This is a genomic window from Acidithiobacillus sp. HP-2, from assembly GCF_015100155.1.
GTDB lineage: Bacteria > Pseudomonadota > Gammaproteobacteria > Acidithiobacillales > Acidithiobacillaceae > Acidithiobacillus.
The window spans coordinates 1-22540 of the sequence record NZ_JACKZA010000021.1; the positions used below are offsets into that span (position 1 = coordinate 1).

General features: G+C 52.4%; 22 protein-coding genes and 1 pseudogene. 7 read left to right on the top strand and 16 right to left on the bottom strand.

Annotated features, from left to right (window positions below; all coding sequences use genetic code 11):
* Positions 1-434, top strand: a pseudogene (locus H7F11_RS14220) (transposase); the annotation flags it as partial.
* Positions 435-731: 297 nt separating this feature from the next.
* Positions 732-1094 (top strand): M48 family metallopeptidase, encoded by a 363-nt coding sequence (locus H7F11_RS14230; protein ID WP_227485534.1) that lies wholly within the window; start codon positions 732-734, stop codon positions 1092-1094.
* A gap of 67 nt (positions 1095-1161) precedes the next feature.
* On the opposite strand, the gene H7F11_RS14235 is transcribed toward H7F11_RS14230, so the two are convergent.
* Positions 1162-1596, bottom strand: coding sequence for a TA system VapC family ribonuclease toxin (locus tag H7F11_RS14235; protein WP_031575198.1), 435 nt, complete (start codon positions 1594-1596; stop codon positions 1162-1164).
* Positions 1596-1841, bottom strand: coding sequence for a hypothetical protein (locus H7F11_RS14240; protein ID WP_031575201.1), 246 nt, complete (start codon positions 1839-1841; stop codon positions 1596-1598). The genes H7F11_RS14235 and H7F11_RS14240 overlap by 1 nt, the downstream gene beginning before the upstream one ends.
* Before the next feature lie 241 nt (positions 1842-2082).
* Between H7F11_RS14240 and H7F11_RS14245 the strand changes: the two genes are divergently transcribed.
* Positions 2083-3186 carry an AI-2E family transporter gene (locus tag H7F11_RS14245; protein ID WP_010638541.1) on the top strand — a complete coding sequence of 368 codons (1104 nt, stop codon included), beginning with the start codon at positions 2083-2085 and terminating at the stop codon, positions 3184-3186.
* Complete coding sequence (locus tag H7F11_RS14250) at positions 3164-4639, top strand: MDR family MFS transporter (RefSeq protein WP_227485535.1); 1476 nt, start codon at positions 3164-3166, stop codon at positions 4637-4639. Before H7F11_RS14245 ends, H7F11_RS14250 begins: the two co-directional genes overlap by 23 nt.
* Before the next feature lie 8 nt (positions 4640-4647).
* On the opposite strand, the gene H7F11_RS14255 is transcribed toward H7F11_RS14250, so the two are convergent.
* From H7F11_RS14255 to htpG, 7 genes are all read right to left on the bottom strand, one after another.
* A complete protein-coding gene (locus H7F11_RS14255) occupies positions 4648-5463 on the bottom strand; it encodes an outer membrane protein assembly factor BamD (RefSeq protein ID WP_193651807.1) in 816 nt (271 codons plus the stop codon).
* A 69-nt stretch (positions 5464-5532) separates the two neighbouring features.
* Positions 5533-5802 (bottom strand): hypothetical protein, encoded by a 270-nt coding sequence (locus tag H7F11_RS14260; protein ID WP_193651808.1) that lies wholly within the window; start codon positions 5800-5802, stop codon positions 5533-5535.
* A gap of 52 nt (positions 5803-5854) precedes the next feature.
* Positions 5855-6070 (bottom strand): hypothetical protein, encoded by a 216-nt coding sequence (locus H7F11_RS14265; RefSeq protein ID WP_193651809.1) that lies wholly within the window; start codon positions 6068-6070, stop codon positions 5855-5857.
* 146 nt (positions 6071-6216) lie between these two features.
* Positions 6217-6771 carry a DNA-3-methyladenine glycosylase I gene (locus H7F11_RS14270; RefSeq protein WP_193651810.1) on the bottom strand — a complete coding sequence of 185 codons (555 nt, stop codon included), beginning with the start codon at positions 6769-6771 and terminating at the stop codon, positions 6217-6219.
* Between the two features lie 66 nt (positions 6772-6837).
* Positions 6838-7926: a TQO small subunit DoxD gene (locus tag H7F11_RS14275; protein WP_193651811.1), complete on the bottom strand. Its 1089-nt coding sequence runs from the start codon at positions 7924-7926 to the stop codon at positions 6838-6840.
* 23 nt (positions 7927-7949) lie between these two features.
* On the bottom strand, positions 7950-9461 hold the full coding sequence (locus H7F11_RS14280) for a PQQ-binding-like beta-propeller repeat protein (RefSeq protein ID WP_193658212.1): 1512 nt from the start codon (positions 9459-9461) through the stop codon (positions 7950-7952).
* 350 nt (positions 9462-9811) lie between these two features.
* Positions 9812-11704, bottom strand: coding sequence for a molecular chaperone HtpG (gene htpG, locus H7F11_RS14285; RefSeq protein ID WP_193651715.1), 1893 nt, complete (start codon positions 11702-11704; stop codon positions 9812-9814).
* A 204-nt stretch (positions 11705-11908) separates the two neighbouring features.
* Between htpG and H7F11_RS14290 the strand changes: the two genes are divergently transcribed.
* The 3 genes from H7F11_RS14290 to H7F11_RS14300 are packed head-to-tail and all read left to right on the top strand — an operon-like array spanning position 11909 to position 14101.
* Positions 11909-12442 carry a universal stress protein gene (locus tag H7F11_RS14290; protein ID WP_193651714.1) on the top strand — a complete coding sequence of 178 codons (534 nt, stop codon included), beginning with the start codon at positions 11909-11911 and terminating at the stop codon, positions 12440-12442.
* Positions 12443-13357, top strand: a complete 915-nt coding sequence (locus tag H7F11_RS14295) for a sulfite exporter TauE/SafE family protein (RefSeq protein WP_193651713.1) — start codon at positions 12443-12445, stop codon at positions 13355-13357.
* Positions 13358-14101 carry a TIGR02186 family protein gene (locus H7F11_RS14300; RefSeq protein WP_193651712.1) on the top strand — a complete coding sequence of 248 codons (744 nt, stop codon included), beginning with the start codon at positions 13358-13360 and terminating at the stop codon, positions 14099-14101.
* 5 nt (positions 14102-14106) lie between these two features.
* Here the strand turns inward: H7F11_RS14300 and H7F11_RS14305 are convergent, their stop codons facing one another.
* From H7F11_RS14305 to H7F11_RS14335, 7 genes are all read right to left on the bottom strand, one after another.
* The gene (locus tag H7F11_RS14305) at positions 14107-14847 is read right to left on the bottom strand and encodes an HAD family hydrolase (protein WP_193651711.1); all 741 of its coding nucleotides are present in this window, start codon (positions 14845-14847) and stop codon (positions 14107-14109) included.
* Between the two features lie 4 nt (positions 14848-14851).
* The gene (locus H7F11_RS14310; protein ID WP_193651710.1) at positions 14852-15850 is read right to left on the bottom strand and encodes an aminoglycoside phosphotransferase family protein; all 999 of its coding nucleotides are present in this window, start codon (positions 15848-15850) and stop codon (positions 14852-14854) included.
* Positions 15851-15881: 31 nt separating this feature from the next.
* Positions 15882-16391 (bottom strand): hypothetical protein, encoded by a 510-nt coding sequence (locus H7F11_RS14315; RefSeq protein ID WP_193651709.1) that lies wholly within the window; start codon positions 16389-16391, stop codon positions 15882-15884.
* 273 nt (positions 16392-16664) lie between these two features.
* Positions 16665-17798, bottom strand: a complete 1134-nt coding sequence (locus H7F11_RS14320) for an MFS transporter (protein WP_193651708.1) — start codon at positions 17796-17798, stop codon at positions 16665-16667.
* On the bottom strand, positions 17795-19309 hold the full coding sequence (locus H7F11_RS14325; RefSeq protein ID WP_193651707.1) for a GMC oxidoreductase: 1515 nt from the start codon (positions 19307-19309) through the stop codon (positions 17795-17797). The genes H7F11_RS14320 and H7F11_RS14325 overlap by 4 nt, the downstream gene beginning before the upstream one ends.
* 4 nt (positions 19310-19313) lie before the next feature.
* On the bottom strand, positions 19314-20099 hold the full coding sequence (fabG, locus tag H7F11_RS14330) for a 3-oxoacyl-ACP reductase FabG (RefSeq protein ID WP_193651706.1): 786 nt from the start codon (positions 20097-20099) through the stop codon (positions 19314-19316).
* Positions 20096-22459: a glycoside hydrolase family 15 protein gene (locus H7F11_RS14335; protein ID WP_193651705.1), complete on the bottom strand. Its 2364-nt coding sequence runs from the start codon at positions 22457-22459 to the stop codon at positions 20096-20098. Before H7F11_RS14335 ends, fabG begins: the two co-directional genes overlap by 4 nt.
* Positions 22460-22540: the final 81 nt, after the last annotated feature.

The window sequence follows — 22540 nt, forward strand, 5'->3', positions numbered from 1 at the left end:
TCCAGATTTCCTGCAACGCTGCGTTGCAGGAAATCTGGATGGCCGCCAATCGCCAGGCTGCGGAAAAAGCACTGGACGTGTTTGTGCGCAATTACCAGGCAAAGTATCCCTAGGCTGTGGCTAAACTGGAAAAAGATCGGGCTGAATTGCTCGCTTTCTATGATTTTCCGGCCGAACACTGGCGGCATATCCGGACCACCAATGCCATTGAGTCCACCTTCGCTACGGTACGCCACCGGACTACCCGGACGAAGAACTGTGTATCACGCAGCAGCTTTCTGGGATTGGGTTTCAAGATGCTGCAGCAGGCTGAAAAACGCTGGATTGGGATTTATGCTCCAGAGAAAGTCCTGCAGCTTTTTGCAGGGGTGAAATTTATCGATGGCATACCGGCTAACCTCACCCTGCCGGATGATCAACAGACCGCCGCCTGATCTATGTCAGAAAATACTCATACACCAGATTTGACTATAGCTCGAGAAGTCTTTCGATGGCCTGACCTATTTTGTCTACCGCAGCCTGCTCGACGCGAAGGTTCAGAACGCCGAGACGGTCAGCCGGAAGATTCGCCACGCATTCACCGAGTTTCCGAACTGGAAGGGCAGCGAAAACGCTTTCCGAGAACTCCGCAAAAAAGTGACCTTCGCTCTCTTCGCGGAATCGGAAGACCTGGACCGGGTGACGGCGATGGTGGATGAGCTGTTTACGCTGCTGGAAAAGGCGGATCGGATTTGAAACCGCAGATTTCGCCGATGGCTGCAGATTCAAAGAAGACGGAATTCAAACAGCGCGTCCGGTATTGGGCGGGCAAGCTGGACATCAAGATTGTCTGGCTGGGGGTGCGGCCGATGCGCAACAAATGGGCCTCGTGTTCCACCGCAGGCCATTTGAATTTCAGCGACGAACTGCCTGGCCTGAAACCCGAGCTATGGGACTACGTGATCGTTCACGAGCTGCTCCACTTCTCGGTTCCCAACCACGGAAAGCTATGGAAAAGCCTGATGCGCGCGCATTTGGGCGAATATGAGGTACAAGAGGGAGAGTTAAGGCGCATCGCGGGCAACCAAGCCCCGCAGCATAAGCGCTTCGATTGAATTTCTATGGCATCTTGAAAATGCACAAATCTGCGCCCAAATTTTGCCCAAGTGAACATCTTTCAGTTCATCTGCCTGGAATCATGATGAGATGTTCCTCACGGGCGGAGTGCAAAACCTTATGCTGAATGCGCCGGTCGAAGGTTGCAAAACATCCATCATGGTCCACCGCGAGTGCGAGCAGATAGACATCAGTAATTTGGCGGTGACCGATTACCTTAGTCCAGTCCAGTGAATTGTTGTGGAGTAAGTCGAGACTGTCGGGCCAGAAAGCGTGAGACCGGGAATCGGTGGCATCGGTTAGCCGCCCGGCGATATCCGCAATAGGCAAAGCTCCAGGATAGCCGGGTTGTGAGAGGATGCGCAGGCAGCCGTTGACGGTAATCGGGCAGGTGGCCCAGCCATCACTCTGCTGTGCGAGCCAATGATGGGCAGCCCGGTGGTGGATGTGGGCGGCGTCGAGCAGAGCAATCAGTACATTGACGTCGAGCAGGGCGCGCATCAGAGGCCAGATTCATCGCGCAGCCGGTCGATAAGACTATCGGTGACGAGCCGGTTATTAGCTGGAATGGGGCGGAAGCCATTCACTACAGTGGTCTCTGGCGGCGTTGTGGATATGGGGAAATGGCCGGTAAACGCGACACGCAAAAGTCGGGATACTGCTGCACCTGCACTGATATGCTCACGCCGCGCCAGTTCACGTGCGGCTTCAAGCACATCGTCTTCGATATCCAGTGTGGTACGCATGAGACAGTCCTTCGTCGTGTTGGATGATATGATGTTTTGATGCTATATCATCGCCTCCGAAGTCGTCAATAATAATCATTAAACACTTCAGAGCGACACTGGCGTCAATGTCCCGGTTCAAGGCGGTTATTTTCCATCGCCTTCCGGCACTCGGCCGCACGCACTGCCGGCGCGGTTTTATGACGCTCCAAAATTCAGTTTCAGGCATAATGGAAAAGATATTTCAGACGAGGGCAGCATTTTGACGGATCGTACTCAATCCGTGCAGCGTTGGTTACCCATTTTACTGATTGCTGTTGCATTGATTTGGATCTTGCAGGATTTTTGGTCAGCCTTGGCCTGGTCGGCGGTGCTTTCTGTGGTTTTCTGGCCTTTTGTGGCGCGCATACCGGGGCGATGGCGACCTTTAGGCGCATTGTTTTTTGCACTGACTGCGGCCAGTTTGATTCTTTTGCCGCTGGCCTTTGTGATTTTAGAAGTGCTGCGCGGTCTGCATTTGCTCGGGCCATGGATTTCTGGGGAAGAACTATCGCACTGGGCTCTACCCGCCTGGATGAGTCAGCATTTGCCGCTCATTTTACTGGATCCGTTGCGGCATTTGTGGCGCGTTGCTACGGGTTGGCTTGGCGCATTTTTACCAGGAATCAGTGCAAAAAGTGTTCTTTTGGCCCCGCATTTTACGGGATTGCAGGTTCTTAGTGGCTCGGATGCGTTGCTGGCGCATGGGCAAATGGTGCTGAATGTTCTTGGTGGTGCCGAAGATACGGCTTTTAATGCCAGTCTGGCGTTGCTGCTCCTGTTTTTCTTTCTGTTGCATGGCGAAACGTTGGCTCAGGGACTGGCCGAACGGGTGACCGGACTGGCTGGTGCTGAAGTGTGGAAAGTCGTTTCCCGTGGTCTCGATATTTTGCGAGGCACTTTCTGGAGTGTCGTGATTACCGGTCTGTTTGAAGCGCTGTTGTTTTGGGCCTTATATGCCGCCTGCGGAGTGCCACATGCCTTGATCTGGGGGACGGTATCCGGGGTGTTTTCCGTGATTCCCTTTGGTGCTTCGGCAGTATTTACCGGGGTGACCTTATGGGTCTGGTTGGCCGCATCTGAACCGCTGCTGGCCTTGGTGATATTTATTGCCGGTAACATTATTACCACCTTGGCAGATAATTTGTTGAAACCGTTACTCATCGGTGGTCGTTCAAGAATGCCTTTCATGCTGATTTTTATGGGACTCATTGGGGGACTTTCGGTGCTGGGTATTTTGGGCATTTTTGTGGGCCCGATGCTGATGGGCATGTTGATGGCCTGGTGGCAGGGGTGGAAGCGTGATGACGCAGAGCAGTCGAGCTGATATGCAGGACATAAAACCAGACACTATCGATAACGAGAAGAATTTTCAGCTGGATTGGTCGGCGCGGCTGATGTTTGTAGCCATTCTGTCCTCCATTTTTCTCGCGGCGATGGATCAGACTGTTGTTTCGACTGCCTTGCCGACTATTGCTCGTGACCTGAATGGCTTGGCTAAATTGCCCTGGATTGTTACGGCTTATCTGCTGACCTCCACGGTCTGTTTGCCGGTGTATGGCAAACTCGGTGACTTGTTGGGCCGCAAATATTTGCTGCAATCCGCTGTGTTATTATTTCTGGCCGGGTCAGCCCTTTCGGGATTGGCCCAAAATATTGATGAACTCATCCTGTTTCGTGCCTTACAGGGTATTGGTGGTGGCGGCTTACTGGTAACCGCCATTGCCTCTATTTCGGATTTTATTCCGGTAACTCAAAGAGGCCGCTATCAGGGGCTGGTCGGCGCTGCTTTTGGTTTGGCCACTTTAATTGGCCCTTTTCTGGGTGGGTTTATTGTGGAGACGTTGAGCTGGCGCTGGATTTTTTATATTAATGTGCCCATTGGCATATTTGCTTTGCTGGTTATTGGCACCGCCTTTCCCAAACCTCTACGTACGGCTGAATGGATTATGGATGTCTGGGGGACCGTTTTGCTGATTACGGGATTAAGTGCGCTGGTGTTATTTGCCAGCCTGGCAGGTCCGATATTGGCCTGGAATTCTCCCGAATTATGGTTGATGCTGGTGCTGGGATTGGGTAGTTTCGCCGGGTTTTTCATCTTTGAAAAACACCATCCTCAACCATTGCTACCACTGTCTTTTTTTAACTTCAGGACGTTTACCCTGAGTGTCATCCTGTCTTTTTTTGTGGGCCTGGCCATGTTGGGTTCCATCAGTTTTTTACCCATCTATCTCCAGGATGTTCGCCATTTTTCACCTACCATGTCGGGACTCGAATTGCTGTATCTTTTGGTCGGAATGTTGTCCATGTCCATTATGGCCGGGCGGCGGATCAGCCATAAACAGCGCTATCGGGAGTTTCCCATTATCGGTGCGCTGCTGATCACGGTTTCTTTGGGTTGGCTTTCCAGACTCGGTGAGCAGACCCCGATGTGGCATATCGACGCTGCCTTGGTGTTGTTGGGCCTTGGTCTTGGCATGACCATGCAGGTATTGGTGTTGTCCGCACAATTGGCGATTCCGCATAAAAATCTAGGAGTGGCTACTTCGACGGTTACCTTGTTTCGCTCCATGGGCGGAACCTTGGGAGTGGCTGCTTTTGGTGCCGTTTTTTCCGGATTAATGGCCGGCGTGGCGTCATCTGCTGAACACGCTGCCATGATTGTTCAGACCTTGCGTACGGATTTTCTGATAGCTGCCAGTTTTAGTCTGGCTGCATTTGTCGGTGCCTGGTTTCTGGAAGATATGCAAATTCTTTTGAAAAAACGTCAGGATCGTTAAGTTCTATGTTAACCGGCGGCGGCTGTGCTGGCTTTGGATGGCTGTTCCCAAAGTGAGCGCAGCCTTTTGGTGAATCGTCCCTGGGGATAGTTGGCATGTAATATGGCCGCTGTGGTCCGTGCTTGCTGGTTCAAATTCAAATGCAGATAGGATTTGGTTAAATAATAGAGCGCTTCTTGACGAGCCGGGCTGAGTTGATAATCAGTGATGACCCTGCTGCAGCGATTGGCGGAAGCCACATAAGCATCGCGAATATAATAAAACTTGCAGATATTCAGATTACGCTGGCCGAGAATGTCGATAATTTTGGCAATGTGCAGTCGGGCACTGACTGCGTATGGTGTCTTGGGAAAGGTTTTGGCCAGATAGGTGAACGTGTTTAATGCTTCATAGTCGGGAGTAGGGGTATATTCCGGACCCTCAATGCCTTCATATTCGGCAAGAGCCTTCAGATAATAAGCATAAACAACATGTGGATTTGCGGGATGTGCCTTGATGAAAGCCGAGGCTGCTGCCGCTGCCGCTTTGGAATCGCCAGACCGGTAATAAGCGTAGGCAGTATCCAGTTGGGACTGCTCAGAATAGGGGCCGTAGGGATATTCTGTCTGCAAATTTTCAAATTGCCGGATGGCTCGATCGTAATCGCCCCGATGCAGAGCTTCCTGGGCCGGTCTGAACATTTGCGCAACGGGTGCTACGTGTATGTGCTCGCCCTTTTTATCGGGTGTGCTGGCGCAACCGGACAAAGACAAGGTCATCAGCGCAGAAATAAAAAGAAATGAAGGTAAGGCGGTTTTGTAAGTACGAATGGTAAGCGGCGGCATCTCTGGTTCACTATTATTCAGGATCAACCAGTATGACGCCGACAATCTGCCAGAAGTTCCCCGGCTGCCTTAAATGGGTGCAGGCTCTTGGGCAGAAGCGGTTACCGGAACCATGGATTCAGCGGCATCAATGACGCCACGTTCGGTTTCGAGTACGTCTCCCCTGGCGCGTTCCCGTTCTACCAGATTAATCAGACGCGCTACCTGAGCTGGTTTGACAGCCAGATATTCGGCAATGGCCTTCATGTCTTCTTTCAACTGTGCCTGAATGGAATTGATGCCTTCCCGGCGGTTGATGATGTCTTCAATGGCCTCACGGGCCTTGTGATCAAGTTCCAATGTTTTCCTCTGCAAATGGTGGATGGTAGTCGCGCAGCAGTTTAGCACGATCTCATATTTGTGGACGCTGATCTTGGGGCATGACGGGATTTTGTGCGCTGGCCGGTAAATACTGCACTTGCTGGACTGCGACAGTTTCCATAGCTGAACTTGGGCCGGGCTGATAGTGCTTATCCTGATGGCCGAGCCAGACACCGATGAATGCCCCGAAGACAATGATTCCCATGGTTTTGGTCCAGAGCTGCAGAGTAGAATGATGCGTAATCATGATAAGCCTCCTTACGGTTACTGTATATAAATACAGTAAACCGATAAAAAGGAAAATGCAAGCCTTTCTGATGTCGCCAAGAACAACAGGCGAGGAACAACGGAGCAAAAAGCACCCACGGCAACTGCCGTTTTCAGGATTATGGACTACAAACTTTTGAAGCAGTCGGTGCTGTGATCATTGACCATGCCGACAGCTTGCATATAGGCATAGATGATGGTCGGGCCGACGAAGCGCATGCCGCGTTTTTTGAGATCTTTGGATAGGGCATCCGATATTTCGTTACGGGCGGGTACTTCAAGCATGCTGCCGGGACGGTTGATCAGGGGTTGACCATCGACAAATCGCCAGATGTACGCATCAAAAGAGCCAAATTCTTTTTGAATGGTGAGGAAAATACGAGCGTTATCCCGTGCTGCATAGACTTTCAGGCGATTGCGGATAATTTCCGGGTTGTTTAAAAGCGTTTCCAGCTCTGTGTCCGGAATCCTGGACACCGCTTCAGGGTCAAAGTGGTGAAAAGCCTGACGATACGCTGCCCGCTTTTTGAGGATAGTGTACCAATTCAGCCCGGCCTGACTGCCTTCCAGAATGAGCATTTCAAAAAGTTGCCGGTCATCATGGACGGGAACACCCCATTCCAGATCGTGATATTGCACATAATCTGCTTTGTCGAGAGGTACCCACGCACAGCGTTGCATACAAAAATCCGTTCGGTGAGAAACAAACAGCATCGTCTCCCGCCGAACGGTTCGCGTCAAATACCCTTAATGAGCGGCGATTTGTGCGCTTACTTCCGCTTTCTGACCATTGATGTTCAGTACTTGCAACTGGTAAGGACCGGAACTGGTGTTGATAAAGCCCGTACTGCTGACTGGCAGATGCAACATGGCTTCTGCCCCCAGACCTGCCTTCAGGCCCAGAATTTTATCCGGAGCAATTTGCTGGTAGGCAAAATCATTGTGGATATCTTTGGGATTCAGACGGGAAAGCTGCTTGCCATCCCAGGACTCCACGACTTTGCCATTATAATCCAGCAGACGGATGGCAATAATATGCGCCGGTACGGAAGCGGTTCCTGCATCAATATACATATGCACATCCACGCGACCATCGGGCAGAACCCGCACATCGGTCATTTTGACATGGTGGGCCTTCACGCCGGTAGGATCGCCGTGGAAGGGGGTGATCACTGAGCCACGATAGTAAGAATAGGTGGCGACAATGAAAATGACCGCAATCCAGAACAGGGTCAGGGCCAGCTTTTTGAAAGCGCCGTCAGACAGGGGCAGGGGTAAGCTGCCTCCCAGCCAGCGAAACCAGCCTTTCTGGGCCAAAGCCGGATTGCGTTTCATCATCCAGTTGTCAATGGAGTATGCACCACCACCAACGAGGAGCAGGGTGACGCCCATGCCGAAGTTGGATGCCGCCATGGTCCATTCATCAATACAGGTAGCCCCTTGCCATCCGAACATCAGCATCAGTGAGAAAGAAAGACCCAGGGTTAAAAAAGCCGCGAGGCGGGTCATGAAGCCGGATAACAACATCAATCCGGAAATGAGTTCAACCGCGCTGAAAATGATGACGCCCGCATACAGCAGGACAAAGTGGTGCAGTAAAAAAGCCACCAGATGATTCAAGCCAAGAATGGCTCCTGGCATGGCGGTTTGAAACTTGTAAGCCATCCAGTGTCCGGCCGGATTGATTTTTTGGGGGCCATAAATAAAGCGGCGGGAGCCACCACCCCAGTAAATCCAGCCCTGGACAAAACGCACGGCGAGCATGCCGATGGCCAGTATGCGCCACGCATGTTGCGTGGCTTGATCGGTTGCTGCAGATTTCATGGTCGTTGCCATTCTGAACCCCTGTTAAGCCTTATTTAAGCCTTGTTGGCGTTGAATTGCGGATTGACGTCCTTGACCGGTACGGCATTGATCCAGTCCCACGAGTTCCCCAGGTACATGGTGCCCCCGACAATGGTGGGATTCACGATGCCAAAGCGACCTCCGACATGATATTCGTGAACCATCTGACCGGTTTTAGGCTGAATGGCATAAATATCCGGTCCGGTAGAAATATAGAGCATATTTTCATAGTACGTCGGTGCACCGCGTCCTGCTCCGGCAGGACCAGGATTGGGTACGTGCCAGGTCCACGCCACTTTACCGGTATGCAGATTCATGGCCTCATAGGTCGAGGTGACAGGAGAACCGACATAAACCATCCCATCATGAATCATGGGAACCCCGCCCTTGAAGGCCGGAATCTTGGGGCCACGTCCCATATTGTTTGTCCACAGAACTTGTCCGGTATTGGCGTTAAAAGCCCTAACCAGGGTTTCCATGGTGGGTTTGCCATCCACCATTTTGGGATTGGCCACGGTATCCATGACGACAATGCCATTATCCACAACGGGGGATACATCGCCCATGCCGGTATTGACGGCACCGGGAATTTCACCCTTCCACAACACTTTGCCGTTATTGACATTCAGTGCATAAAGACCGGGGATGACGGACATGGAGACGTAAACGTGGTTTTTCCAGACTACGGGGCTGGACATGTTGGCTATGCCCCCTACATGGGTTTTCCAGATGGCCTTTCCATCTGTGGAGTGAATCCGGTAAATATTGCCGTCGCCGGTGCTGATGAAAAGCGAGTGGTCCGCATAGGCCGGGGTGGGCATGGCATCACCCTGGGTCTTGAAACTCCAGAGCAGCTTGCCGTCCTGACGATCCAGGCAGAAAATCCCGTTGTAACTGATATCCTTGCCGCGCCCGGCCTGCCTGGGATGCTTGGAATACTCCATGACATTGGCAAAATTGAAAGACACACTCCCCGCAGATAGATAGACCTTTTTGCCGACGACCAGAGGGTTACCCATGAGGGTGTTGGCTACTGGACTGCTCCGCCATATCAGCTTGCCAGTTTGGGCATTGACGGCGTAAGCGAACATATCATCGCTTTCCGCATACACGACCCCTTTGACCACCGAAACGCCCAGGGCATTTCCGTAAAACTGGGTTTGTACCGGGAGCGCTTCCTTGATGCCATCCACTTTTTCGCCGTAGGGATGGTTATCATCGAGCGGCCAGGCCCGGGCTTCAGGGAAATTCCAGCGGACGCCATCACGAATCCAACGGGGCGCGTTGTGCGCAACCGGGAATCCGGCATTGTGCTGAGGGTTTCCATAGGCGTGGGTCCACGCTGAAGGACCGACCTGATCATTTGCCTGAGGCGCATTTTGCGGTAAATATAGCGTCGCAAAGGGACTTTGGGGGTCCAGGGTATTGTTAATGGGATCCTGGGGAACCTGATTGGTCTGCGCCCAGGCGGTCCCGGAAATCAGGATGCTGACTGCTGATAATATGACTATCTTGCGGAATTTCATCACTGCTCCTCACGTATCGAAAATGTGGAAAAACCTCGTTGTAAATGCACTCATGAGGCGTGCTGAATAATTAGAAAATTCTAATTTGTTAATGAATAATTCAGTATCATCATGGAGTTACTGAACCATAAACCTCTCGCTATAAGATATCAATAATATAACTGTAAAAAATTGAAACATGGTTACATATGATTACACTTGGTATCTTAAAAATAATTTCAACTATGGTGTTTTTTGTGAATTAAAAGAAAAGGTATTATTTTGAAGAAAATATGCAAATAAAAAAGCATCACCTTCTGTGGGTTAGAAGGTGATGCCATGACCGTTGAACAAAAGGGTCAGTGGGTTTATCAGCCTGCCAGGGCGAGCATTAACTGGTTGAGACGGGCCACAAAACCAGCAGGATCCTCCAGTTGTCCGCCCTCGCTCAAAATCGCCTGATCCAGTAACAGCGATGACCACTCCGCAAAGCGTGACGCATCTTTTTCACTTTCTATGCGGGTCAACATAGGATGGGTAGGGTTGATTTCCAGGGTGGGTTTGGTACTGGGTACTTCGTGTCCAGCCTGCTTCAATAATTGCTGCATATACAGGGCCATGTCCCGTTCGCCCAGGACCATGCAAGCAGGAGAACTGGTCAGCCGGTGGGAAACCCGAACCGCTTCAACCCGATCACCCAGCGCATTTTTGATACGCTCCACCAGACCTTCTGCGGTTTTTTCGATTTCTTCCTGAGATTTGCGTTCTTCTTCAGTTTCAATGCTACCCAGATCAAGCGTGCCTTTGGCTACAGAGCTCAGGGCCTTGCCTTCAAATTCATGGAGGTGGCTGGTCAGCCATTCATCCACACGGTCGCTGAGCAGCAATACTTCAATGCCCTTTTTACGCAGCAGTTCCAGTTGTGGACTGTTTTTGGCAGCAATAAAAGTATCCGCAGTAATGTAATATATTTTGTCCTGACCTTCGCGCATACGGCCCATATAATCAGCCAGAGAAACATTCTGGGTTTCAGTATCGGAATGGGTGCTCGCAAAACGTAATAATTTCGCGATTTGTTCGCGATTGGCAAAATCTTCACCAGGACCTTCTTTCAGTGCCCGTCCAAACTCATTCCAGAAGTTTTGATATTTTTCGGGTTCTTTTTCAGCCATTTCTTCCAAAAGGCCCAGTACCCGTTTGATGGAGCCCGAGCGCATCTGGTCAATGACCCGGTTGCCCTGAAGAATTTCGCGGGAAACATTCAGGGGGAGATCGCTGGAATCCATGACGCCGCGTACAAAGCGCAAATAACGGGGCAGAATCTGGTGTTCGGTATCGTCCATGATGAAAACGCGCTGCACGTAAAGCTTGATGCCGTGCGTCTGATTGGGTTCCCAAAGATCAAAAGGTGCCTTGCCGGGAATGTAGAGCAGAGAAGTATATTCGAGGCGACCTTCCACCCGGTTATGCGCCCAGGCCAGTGGATCAGCATAATCATGGCTGACGTACTGATAAAATTCCTTGTATTCTGCATCACTGATTTCAGACTTGGAACGTTGCCAAAGAGCAGAGGCTTTATTGACGGTCTCCCAGCTATCGCCGGGCTTGCCATCTTCGCCCGCTTTACGCATCAGAATGGGTAGGGGAATATGGTCTGAGTATTTGTTGATAATGCCGCGCAAGCGCCAGAGATTCAGAAGGTCCTGGCGTTCATCTTCGCGTATGTGCAGCACTATCTCGGTACCGCGCTCTGGCAAATCGATGGTTTCGAGGGTGTAGGCGCCCGTCCCATCGGACTCCCAGCGTACACCATGCTCTACTTCCATTCCGGCTCGACGGGTACTCAGCTTTACGCGGTCGGCGACAATAAAGGCAGAATAAAAACCTACGCCAAATTGACCAATCAGTTTGGCATCCTTGCTCTGATCGCCACTCAGTCTCTCAAAAAATTCTTTGGTTCCCGACTTGGCAATGGTTCCAATGTTGGCAATGACTTCGTCGCGGTTCATGCCGATACCATTGTCGCGGACAGTTAATGTGCCTTGTTCGGCATCAAAATCTACCTGCACTTTGAGTTCGCTGTCCCCCGCAACCAGACTGGGATCCGCCAAGGCTTCAAAGCGCAGTTTGTCACAGGCATCAGAGGCATTGGATATCAGTTCACGCAGAAAAATTTCTTTGTTTGAATACAGAGAATGAATCATCAGATGCATCAGCTGATTGATTTCAGTCTGAAATTTTAGAGTTTCCTTGTTGGTGGTCATTATTTCTCCTTCCTATGGACAAGTTGTCTGAGCAGCTATCATTTCAATAGACAGACTGGAAGTGGGGCCTGCTTCACCGAGAATCAAGAGCACTTATAGACCGTTCTGCCGGGACAATGGACTTTACGCATTGAGCTTGCCACCTCGACAGGCATAGGGCCATCCTCTAATATTGATGAAATCTCTCAACATTGTAGGTTGTTTATGTCAGATCCAGTCCTGTTGACGGCTATTGATGGATCACAAAATGCCTTGCTGGCGGCTGCTGTAGCGGCGCGCTTTTCACGTCTTCTTGGTGCACGTCTTGGGCTGGTGACTTCCCTGCATGTGGCCAGTGATCCACTGGGTTTTGGCGGAGGACTGTTTTCCCGTGATCTGACGGATCGCATGCTGGCAGAATCCCGCCTTGAAGCGGAGAGTAACCTGCGCGCCGTCGCCGAACGTATTGAAGAACATTGTGATATTGGGCTGCCAGAATATTTTCTGCTGGAAGGGGCGCCAGAACAGGAAATTCCGCGACTAGTCCAGAGTCTTCCGGAAACGATCATGGTGGTGATAGGGCAGCGTGGTTTTGGCACGGAAAGTAAACCGCGAGGGTTACCCCATCTTCTTGGGGGACTCGGTGCAAAACTGAGCCTGACATTGGCCGTACCGGTATTGCTGGTGCCGCCTGATACGAACATCGATCAACTGTGTTCTGCGGTCTTTTGTTCCGATCCGTCGCAGGGAGATCGCTGAGTGGAATTGTTCCTGCCTATCGCGCATATGGACGTGAATATCTGGCTGATAGTCAGTTTTGGTTTGGCGGTGGGTTTTCTGTCGGGATTGACCGGAGTGGGTGGGGGAATTTTGATTACGCCTCTGCTGATTTTTATCGGGGTCCCGCCACTGGTTGCTGTGGGTACCGGAGCGGCCCAGATTGTTGGTGGCTCGGCTATTGGCAGTTATGCGCACTGGCGCATGGGTAATGTCGATATGCGCATGGCTTTTGTCCTGTTGGCAGGGAGCTGGACGGGAGGGCTGATCGGTGTACACATTGCCCGGATTCTGGAGGCGGGTGGCCACTTCAGTCTGGTGGTGACTTTTCTGTATGTCATTTTGCTGAGTGTCATCGGTACTTCCATGTTGATTGAATCGCTGCTGGCTTTGCGTGGTCGGCATGGGCATGCATCCCAAAAAAACCGGACAAAAAATCAGTCCATTCTGCAGCGCCTTCCGGGACAAATGGATTTTCCGGTTTCAGGATTGCGTCTTTCTTTTCTGACCCCAGTTTTACTGGGTTTTGGCGTGGGCTTGCTTACCGCGCTGATGGGGGTTGGAGGTGGTTTTGTGATGGTGCCCATCATGCTTTATGTATTGAAAATGCCCACCAAAGTGGTGGTAGGTACCTCATTGTTTCAATTGCTTTTTACCACGGCTGAAGTAGGTATTTTGCAGGCGGGAATGAATCATGCCGTAGACCCTTATCTGGCTCTGGCTCTGGTTTTGGGTTCCATTTTCGGCACGCAATTCGGGGCGCGGGCCGGGGCGTATATGAAGGGGGAGCAGTTGCGTCTGGTGCTGGCCCTGGTGGTCGTGGGAGTAGCTATCAAGATGGGGTTGGGATTATTTATTACGCCCGAACACATTTTCAGCATGGCGCGGGTTGTTTAGATGATTTATCTGCGCCTGATGCTCATGCTGCTGACTATGGGTTCTGCCATGCTGGCCGAAGCGTCTACGCCCCTGGTAGTGGCTACCAGTACGGATAAGGTGAACGTGACCAGCCATTTTGTCGGGGAAAACCTGCTGGTGTATGGTGCCATCACGGGTCCGGGGCAGGTCATTGTCATACTGCGTTCGCCCGACAGCACTGAAGCCATGCAGCAAAAAACCCGAACCGGACCAATCTGGCTGAATGGTGCAAAGGTAACGGTGACCAGGGCTCCGGGTATCTGGCAGCGGCTTTCTTCGGCCCCGGTCAGGCACATTCTGCCTGATGATACCCTGCAGAAACTGGGATTAACCCTGTCTTCGCTGGTAGATAAAGCCCGTTTCGCTCCCGAACCCGATCATTTGGATACCTGGCAAAAAGCCTTTCTGGATGAGAAAATTCGCCACCGCAATTACGTGGTGGAACCCGCTGGGGTCACTCTGAAGCAGGGGTTATTTTCGGCGAAAATCAGGCTGCCGGCGTCATTGCCTCTGGGTTATTATCAATTGCTGACTTATCTGGTCCGGCAGCAACAGGTGCTTGCAGTCCGCAAGCAGCAGATTAATGTCCGCCAGGTCGGTTTTCAAGCGTGGATTGCCCGTTTTGCCAGAGAGAACAGCTGGGTCTACGGCATTGTTCTGACTTTTATTCTGGCAGGATTGGGTTTTGCTCTGGGTATCCTCATGCGTCGCCGTTCAGCCTGATGGATTCAGTTGTCTGCATGTTTTTGCGCCAGAAAAGCCACGCCATCCAGTACCTGATAAAAGTCCTGTGCGAAATAATCCGGCTGAATATCGTTGTAGGATTTGGCACCCTGATTGGAGTCTATAAAAATGGTTTTGAATCCAGCCTGTTGCGCGCCATAAATATCCCGAAACATGTCGTTACCCACATAAATGGCCTGATGTGGCGCTACTTCGAGTTGTTCGGCAGCCATTTGAAATAATCGGGAATCAGGCTTGCGATATCCGTAATCACCGGAAATGATGCGAATGTCGAAATACTTTTTGATATTCAATGCGCGCATTTCGGGCAAGGCAAAACAGCGTTGGGCATCGGAAATGAGGGCAAGCTGGTATTGTTCCTGCAAGCTTTTGAGCGTTCTTTTGACGCCTTCATAACGTTCCAGGCGGGTTCTGGAAATGCCACGATGCAGCCGCGCCAGTTCCTTGGCCAATTTTTCCCTGCCGTTCAGTGGCTTGCTGTTTTCCTGAATCAGAATGGTATGCCAGATGGCTTCCACATCAATTTCCGGATAGCGTTCGGTGGATTGGCGTTTGCGTTCTTTCATGACGGCGAAATAGCGTTCGCGCACTTCCCGACGATTCATGAAAACCCGGTGATATGTCAGGTAATGAGAAATTCCTCGATAAATTTCCTCCATGTCTTCATTGGTTTCTATGTTGATCAGTGTGCCATACAAGTCAAAGCAGACAGCGCGAATAGACATGAGACTACCTCCTTAGAACAGAGAGTGCAGCATGAACCAGAATTTGACTGTAACGCCAGTCCAGCCAGGAATTACGGGCGATGCGTAACAGCGTCATGCCCATGTAAAAGGGAATTCTCCGGGTGATGGCTGCAAATGCCGCCTGTCGGTCGGGAAAATGGGTGCTGTACTCCCAGAGAAAATGACCGATGTAGGACTCGGCCTGCTCACCATGATGGTTGTTGCGCAGGAAATGGTGTTTGATTTCACCGGCAATCATGCCCAGGTCGTAGGCGCGGTCAGCGCGCTTGATGCGCTCGAAATCAATGGCAATAATGGTTCGGGGGTGCGCAAACAAAAAATTGGATGGAGTGGCATCGCCATGAATCAGAACCGCCTGATCGCTCCACATACAGGGAGACTGCTGCCACTGATCGCGAAATCCATAAACTTCGCGCACTTGTGCTTCGCTAATGCGGTGGCGTCGCTGCAGACGCGCCACGATTTTATCAAAGTAGGCAAACTGGGTATGAAAGTGAACCGTCTCAGCGCTGGCCGTGTGGTTATGTAACTTGGCCAGAAACCAGGCGAGATCGGTGAGACGGGCATACAGCAAATCTTCATGGTGTTCAGCAAGACTCTGACTCATCACACTCGATAATGATTGACCGGGACAATATTCTTCCACGACCAGACTATTCATGTGGCGGGCAATGCCAAAAGCCTGAGGAATATGAAAATGCTTATGATTGAGACCGATGTTGCGCAAATAATGCAGATTTTGCCATTCATTCCAGGCTCTTTCCCAGGCGTTTTGGGGATCTTTACCCGGACGCTGAAAAAATTTCCCGATCACCTTTTGCTGAGAATGAGTTTCTTCATACAGAAATACCTCATTGGAAGCAGGAAACTGAAATACCCGAAAATTGCGGACCTGATCATTTGGCAGTATTTGCGGATAAACTTCATCGCGTAAATAGGCAAAAAGCGGATCCTGAGGATTCAGGCGCCCGAGATATTTCACGATATCTGCTCCATTCTGTTGCTCTTACAGTTCATGGCGGTGGCTCCTGAAGGGCGGGATGCAGCTCTATGTGTTCAATAGTCCAGCCTGGTTCCAGTCTTGCCAGGGTTGGGGCGATGTTGTCCATGATCTGACGACCCAGATCTTGCTGTGCTGTCGGTGAATGTGAAACCTGATTCAAGTCTGGAAAGGCCATGAAGGGATTGACAATCAGGCTCTCAAAATGGTTTTGGGCGTCATGTAGAGGCTGCCAGGGTCCGTGCCCGTGAAGAATGGCAACAGGGTGAATGGTCAACGCTTTTTCAGAGCCATCAGCACTGCGCACCATCACCCCGAAAGAACCCAAGTCCAGAGTTTTTTTCATCAGTTTGGGAACATTTGTTTTTTTGGGTACCGGTTTTTCAGGAGTCGGGCTGACAGATTGTGGAGATATCGGAATGTTGAGGGCAATACCAATGGCAATGGCGGCAGTGATCAGCGCGATAATAACCACCAGAATCCAGGGTTTTTTTCTGGAACGGGGAGATTTGCGTGGGGCCAATGTTCATCACTCCTTTGCGGAATGCCCGGATGTTCCAGGCTATCAACTGATTTGTATCATGGTCTGCAGCCAGAGACCAAACCGGGCAATACGTCGCGCGGGTCAAAGTCGCTGCAACGTCCCAGGGCAACTGCAGTTTTTGGTTTTAAGCCTGTATTTATGCCTTCTGTCAGCCTCATTAATCATCTGCACGATGGGTATGACATGAAGTTGATGGCACCAGAACGGCTGACCTTCATGTCCTTATTGCAAGAGACGTGAATATGAAGCGGCTTATTGCTGCCGGCTATTGCGCCAGGCCAGCCAGAGCAGTGGGATCGCCCATAGAGCGGAGAAGGTGTAAATCTGATTCAGTGAAATGAAATGTTGCAGTGGACCCAGTCCGGTAGAGCCGATGCCTTCTCCAATCATCAGCGCTCCAACCAATAGTCCAGCCATTTGCGTGCCCTCCTTGCCGTGTGCGGCCACCCCGAAAGCCATGCTGTAGGGATAGTATATACCGCAAGCCGCACCGGCCAGGGCAAATGCCAGTAACAGCGCCGTTGCACTGAGCAGATGGGGGATGATGATAAAGCAGGCTGCCATACCGATAGGCGCCAGACGATAAATCCAGCGTCGGGAAAGAAAGCGGTCGGGAATGCTGCCCAAAATGAAGCGGGCAACGGTCATACCTCCCCAGAACAGCGACAGAGCCAGGGCTCCGGTCGCGGCGGGAAGATGGCGGTCGACACTGACCAACACATTGGCCCAGCTGCCAAAGCTGCCTTCACAGATCGCATAAATCACTACTGCAAAAGCGAAGGGCATCATGGAGCGTCGCCAGGCACGTAAGCCGCCCAGTTCGTGCGTATCCGTATCCTCCGCGAGTGGAAATAAGAGTAGAACGAACCAAAGCAAAAGAATGAGGGCAGGCCAGGCCACCCAGCTCAACCAGCTTTGCGCACCAGTCAGAATCATGGGCGAGACCGCAGTTGCTCCGCCAATAACGGCATTCAGAATGGTGACGGCCGCCGCCGCAGCGCCCGCAAAGAGGAGCGACGCAGCCCGATTGATGGCGGCATTGGTCAAGCCGAACCCGATACCGAGCATCAGTGTTTCAGCCAGCAGCAGCAGCACAACGAACAGCCCGGTACTGAAAAAAGCCGCTACCAGAAAAGCCATGGCAACGGCATTGATAAGGGCTCCCAGACGAAACAGCCCCTTGCTGCCCAGGCGTTTATGAATGGCTCCCGCACTCAAAGCCGCCAATATGGCGCCGATGATTTCCGGAAAATACAACATGCCGTAAGTAGCATTACTCATATCGTAAGGTGCGCTGCGCAGGGTGGTACCCAGTGCTGGAATCAGCACAAAAGCAGCTCCCTGCAAAAAACCGGCAATATAAACGGCGCTGAGACCGCGTTTCACAGGGCGCCTTTGGCATGCTGAATAATATGCGCGCTGACGCGCAAGGCATTGGCCATGATGGTCAGCGAGGGATTGACCGCACTAATCGAGGGCATAAAGCTGGCATCCACCACATACAAATTGTCCAGATCATGCGCCTTGCAATGAGGATCAAGGACATTGTCGGCAGGATCCTCACCAAAGCGGCAGGTTCCGACCTGATGGGCGGTGGCAGAAATATCCATGGCCTGAAAAAATACGCCCATGAACCCGGCTTTCTGCAGAATTTCCCGCCACTTCTGGCAAAGGCGGCGATGACTTTCGCGGTTTTTGGGATTCCAGGCCAGACAAATGTTGCCATCGGTATCCAGAGTCACCCGGTTGTCTGGATCAGGCAGGTCTTCGGTGGTCAGCCACCAGTCTACGGAATGACTGGCCGTCCAGGCGCTGATGGGAATCGGCATGAGCGGCCGCTGCGCATGGAGCAGGCCCGGTGTGACCTTTCCCAGCCCCTGAATATGCCCCAGTGGATAAGGATAGTCCGGGTCTCCGGAGTCTTCATAAAAATCGTTCAAAGCCAGGGTTTTCTGAAAAATGCTGCGATTTTCCCGACCCGGTTTAATGGCCATGCAGGCGCTATTGAGATGGCACATATAATTGCGCCCAACCTGATCACTATGGTTAGCCAGTCCTGAAGGATATTTTTCCGACGCAGAAGCCAGCAGGAGAGCCGCACTATTGACCGCTCCTGCAGCCAAAACTACCAGCCGGGCCTTAAAGCTTCCCTGATCGGTCTCGACAGATTCCACCGTTTTGCCGTTTTTACCATGGATCAGACGGCGCACCCGATGGCCGGTCAGCATCCGGACATTACTGTGTTGCAATGCGGGGCGGACACCGCACAGTTCCGCATCACCCTTGGCATGGAGCATACAGGGAAAGCCATCGCAAGTCGGGCAGCGCACGCAGGGGCTTTGTTCAGGTTCATCGGCCAAACGGTGGAGTGCCAGGGGCAGGGGAAAGGGGTGATAGCCCATCTCGCGCAGAGCCTTATCTACCAAAGCGATATCTTCATCATGGGGAAACGGGGGGTAGGGATAAGCTTTGCGGGGGGCTTCAGTAGGATCGGCACCGGCCTCGCCGTGCGTGAAATACCAGGATTCGGCCTCATCATAAAAGGGTGCCAGATCATTATACGTGATGGGCCAGGCGCGGGTATTGCCACCCTGATGCTGGCGAAGCGCAAAATCCTTGGCGCGGCGACGCAAAACGGCTGCCCCGTAAAACTTGGTGTTGCCTCCGACATGATAACCGGTGACCGGTGAGAAGGCTTTGCCGTCCTGATCATGCCACTGTTCATCGGTATGATAGCGGTGTTCGCCGAAAACTGTCTGGGGATCCCAGTTTCCCCATTCACGGGGTAAATAATCGCCGCGTTCAAGAATCAGAATTTGTAAACCAGAGTCCGCCAGGGCACGGGCCAGTGTTCCGCCACCCGCACCGCTGCCGATAATAATGACATCGGCATCCATAGGGTCATCCTCCGTGGCGGAAATCCGGATAAATCAACATGCCCCCATCTACAGCAAGGGTGGTGCCGGTGATGTAACTGGCGAGATCACTCGCCAGAAAAGCCACGACATTGCCAATTTCCTGGGGCTTGCCGAGGCGACCCATGGAGATTTTTTTGTCGAGATCTTTCAACGACTGAGGATCGCTCCACACCGATTCGTTGATGGGTGTTTGAATGGCACCCGGGGCAATGGCCACCACCCGAATGCCTTTGTCTGCGGTTTCCTGGGCCAGGGTTTTGGTGAACATGGATAATCCCGCCTTGGCGCTGGTGTAGGCACTATAGCCTTCCCAGGGAATGAATTCGTGCACTGAAGTAATATTGATGATGACCCCGCCCTGGAGTTTTTCCATGCGCGGGATGGCTGCCCGGGCACAATAATAAGGGCCGAGCAGATCAACGCTCAGTACTTTCTCCCAGATTTGCGGGTCATCATCTCCCACCAGGGCACGCGGCCCGTCCATACCGGCATTGTTGACCAGAATATCCAGACCCCCAAAAGCCTGCTCAATTTGCTGTACCAGTTTTTCCACTGCGGCCGGATCAGAGATGTCTGCCTGGAATGATTGCGCTTTGCCGCCTGCCTTGCTGATGCTGTCGACTACGGCATCGGCCTCATCCTTGCCCTTGCGATAATGGACCGCCACTTCTGCGCTCGCTGCCGCCAGAGTTTCCGCAATAGCCCGTCCCAATCCACCACTGGCACCCGTGACTAAGGCCCGTCGTCCCTGCAAATCAAGATGAATCATGCCAAAGCTCCTGTAATATCCAGATGAAAATTTTCTCCGATCCAGTCTCCGCTTTCCTGCCAACGGATGGTGAACTGAACACTTTCTCCCGCGCTTAACGGTTTCAGGGGCAAAATGGCTACATGACCAAGTTCCCAGTCTTCCGAGTGGAGATCCTGCACATCCTGCCAGCCATTAATACCCCAATGAACCGTAAAGGGGGCACGAAGCAGCACACGTAACTCCTGGCCTGCCGGTAATTGCCGGGGCCTTTGCCGCAAGCGCCAAAGGCGGTAGTCAATATCCGGTTTTTTCCCTTGATAGCGTTTCCAGGTGGCTGCAGGCCGGTCTACGGGCTCCCCTTTCATGAAGCTGTGACACAGTTTGATATATTCACCGTGGGCCCAGACCAGTGGCATGGCGGAACCACTGGGGTGGCCCGGTTCCAGACCCTTTTCCGGAATCGGGTCGGCTTCCCAGATTTGTTCGGGGAGTAGGCCGCCTTTCCCGGTCATGGCGGCCATGGCTTCAATGTAGGGCAGGGCGCTTTCTCCAGCGGCCAGCGCGTAATGACCGCGCTCTCCAACCAGCAACGGCCAGCCACGGCCAATTCCGGTGCCATCAAAAGGGCTGCCATCCTGATGTTCTCCGTAGCCATCCCCATTATAACGATGCCATACCGGACCGCTGGGGGTGTCGGTTTTGAGCAGGGCATCCATCACCTTGACGGAGGCAACAATGTGAGGATCTGCAGCGCTGCGCAGTCCATAACGCACCAGTTGCAGAAAATCATTGGCTACCTGCTCGCTGGCGGGAAGATGCGGATCATGCGCCCGATTTTTGATCAACACCCACTCATCTTTGGCGCCATCCTGAACCAGCACATCTTCCGGCGTAATCCGCACAAAATAACCGGGTACCTGATACTGTCTGGCCAGATCCGTATCCTTGACAAAAGTCCAGTCTTCCAGTCGTGCATTCCAGTAGTCCGCCAGCATCAGTGCACATTCAGCGGTTTTACCGCCCATTAATTCGGCACCCTCTACCAGCGCTGCAACGGCGACTGCCAGCGTAAAAGTATTGACGCCGCCATCTTCTTCCCAGCGATCCTGTCCGGTTACCGGGCCTTCGTGGGCAATAAAGTGCAGGGCACGCTGGACCATATCGGCTACGGCAATGTCTTCCAGGGCGTTATGCTGGCGGAGCAGCGCGGCCAGTAAAACGGGAAACCCGGTTTCATCCAGTTGAACACCTTGCCAAAATGGTTTGCCACCGAGCCACTGGTTTTGCAACCAATGGCCATCAGCCTGCTGGGTGCTGATGAGGTAAGTCAGCACCTGTCGGGCTTCCTGGGTAGCCCCCATGGCGACCAGGGCTCCGGCGCTTTCGACCAGGTCCCGTGACCAGACCAGATGATAGCCGCCGCGACTGGTACTGGCTTCACCCCAGGGCACCGAAAGGCTGGCGACCAGCGCACCGGGAAAAGTCCGGTCTTCATGAACCTTCAGAATATTCTTGGAACGGGCATAAAGGGTTTTGGCCGTATCGGGAAGTTTGCTGGCGAAATTGCGGGGGCGCGGATGTTTTTTGTGCCAGGCCTGCCACAAATCCGCATAACTGGATGATGTGGCCTGGAAACCATTCGCCAGCGCGCTCCAGGCATTGGTCGCGGCGGCTTCTTTGCTGGAGCCCAGTCCTAAAGCCAGAGTCCCCTGACGGGGCATTTGTCCGGCCAGGGCCACTTCACCAGGTCCGGCTTCCCCATATTCCCAGAGCATGCGCCCATGCTCATGAAAATCCTGCCACAAATCGCTGGCGCCGACCTCCCCAACGCTGCAGTGTTCCAGCGCCGCGTAACCGGCGGAATTCCGGCAGGCGAGAGCCAGTCCGAAAGGACCCTGTTCTGCCCAGAGCACCTTGCGACCTTCCCAGTCACCGACCCAGGCCCGATTGTTTTCGGCATCTTCCCCGAGTCGCGCTGAACACAACAGATAAGGGCGGAGACTGGAATCTCCTTCCAGCTGAAAATCGACGAGCAGCACATCACGGTCAGGATCAGCACAGACCTTGATGGTAAAGTCAAAACGCGCGTGATGATGGCGGATGATGGGTAGCGGTACCTGCGGATCACCCAGTTCCAGAGCCGGCTCTGGCAGGGTTTTCAGTTCCTGCCAAAAGCCTTGATCATCGGCAATGATAAATCCGAGATCACGCACCTGCGGAATATCAATGCGCGGATAAAACACTTCGGTAATGATGCCGCTGCCGGTGGTGAACCACAGCTTGCTGGTGCCCAATGCTGTCCCGACACAGGACTTCCGGGCGGTAGACCATACCGGATGACGCCACTGTGCTGCCGGTGCCTTACTGACTGACTCCATATAATCACTCCTGGATGAATGTCCGTGGATTTCAAGCACCGGCTGGTGTTATTCAATGATCAAAATGCGTTGTTCCTCCGG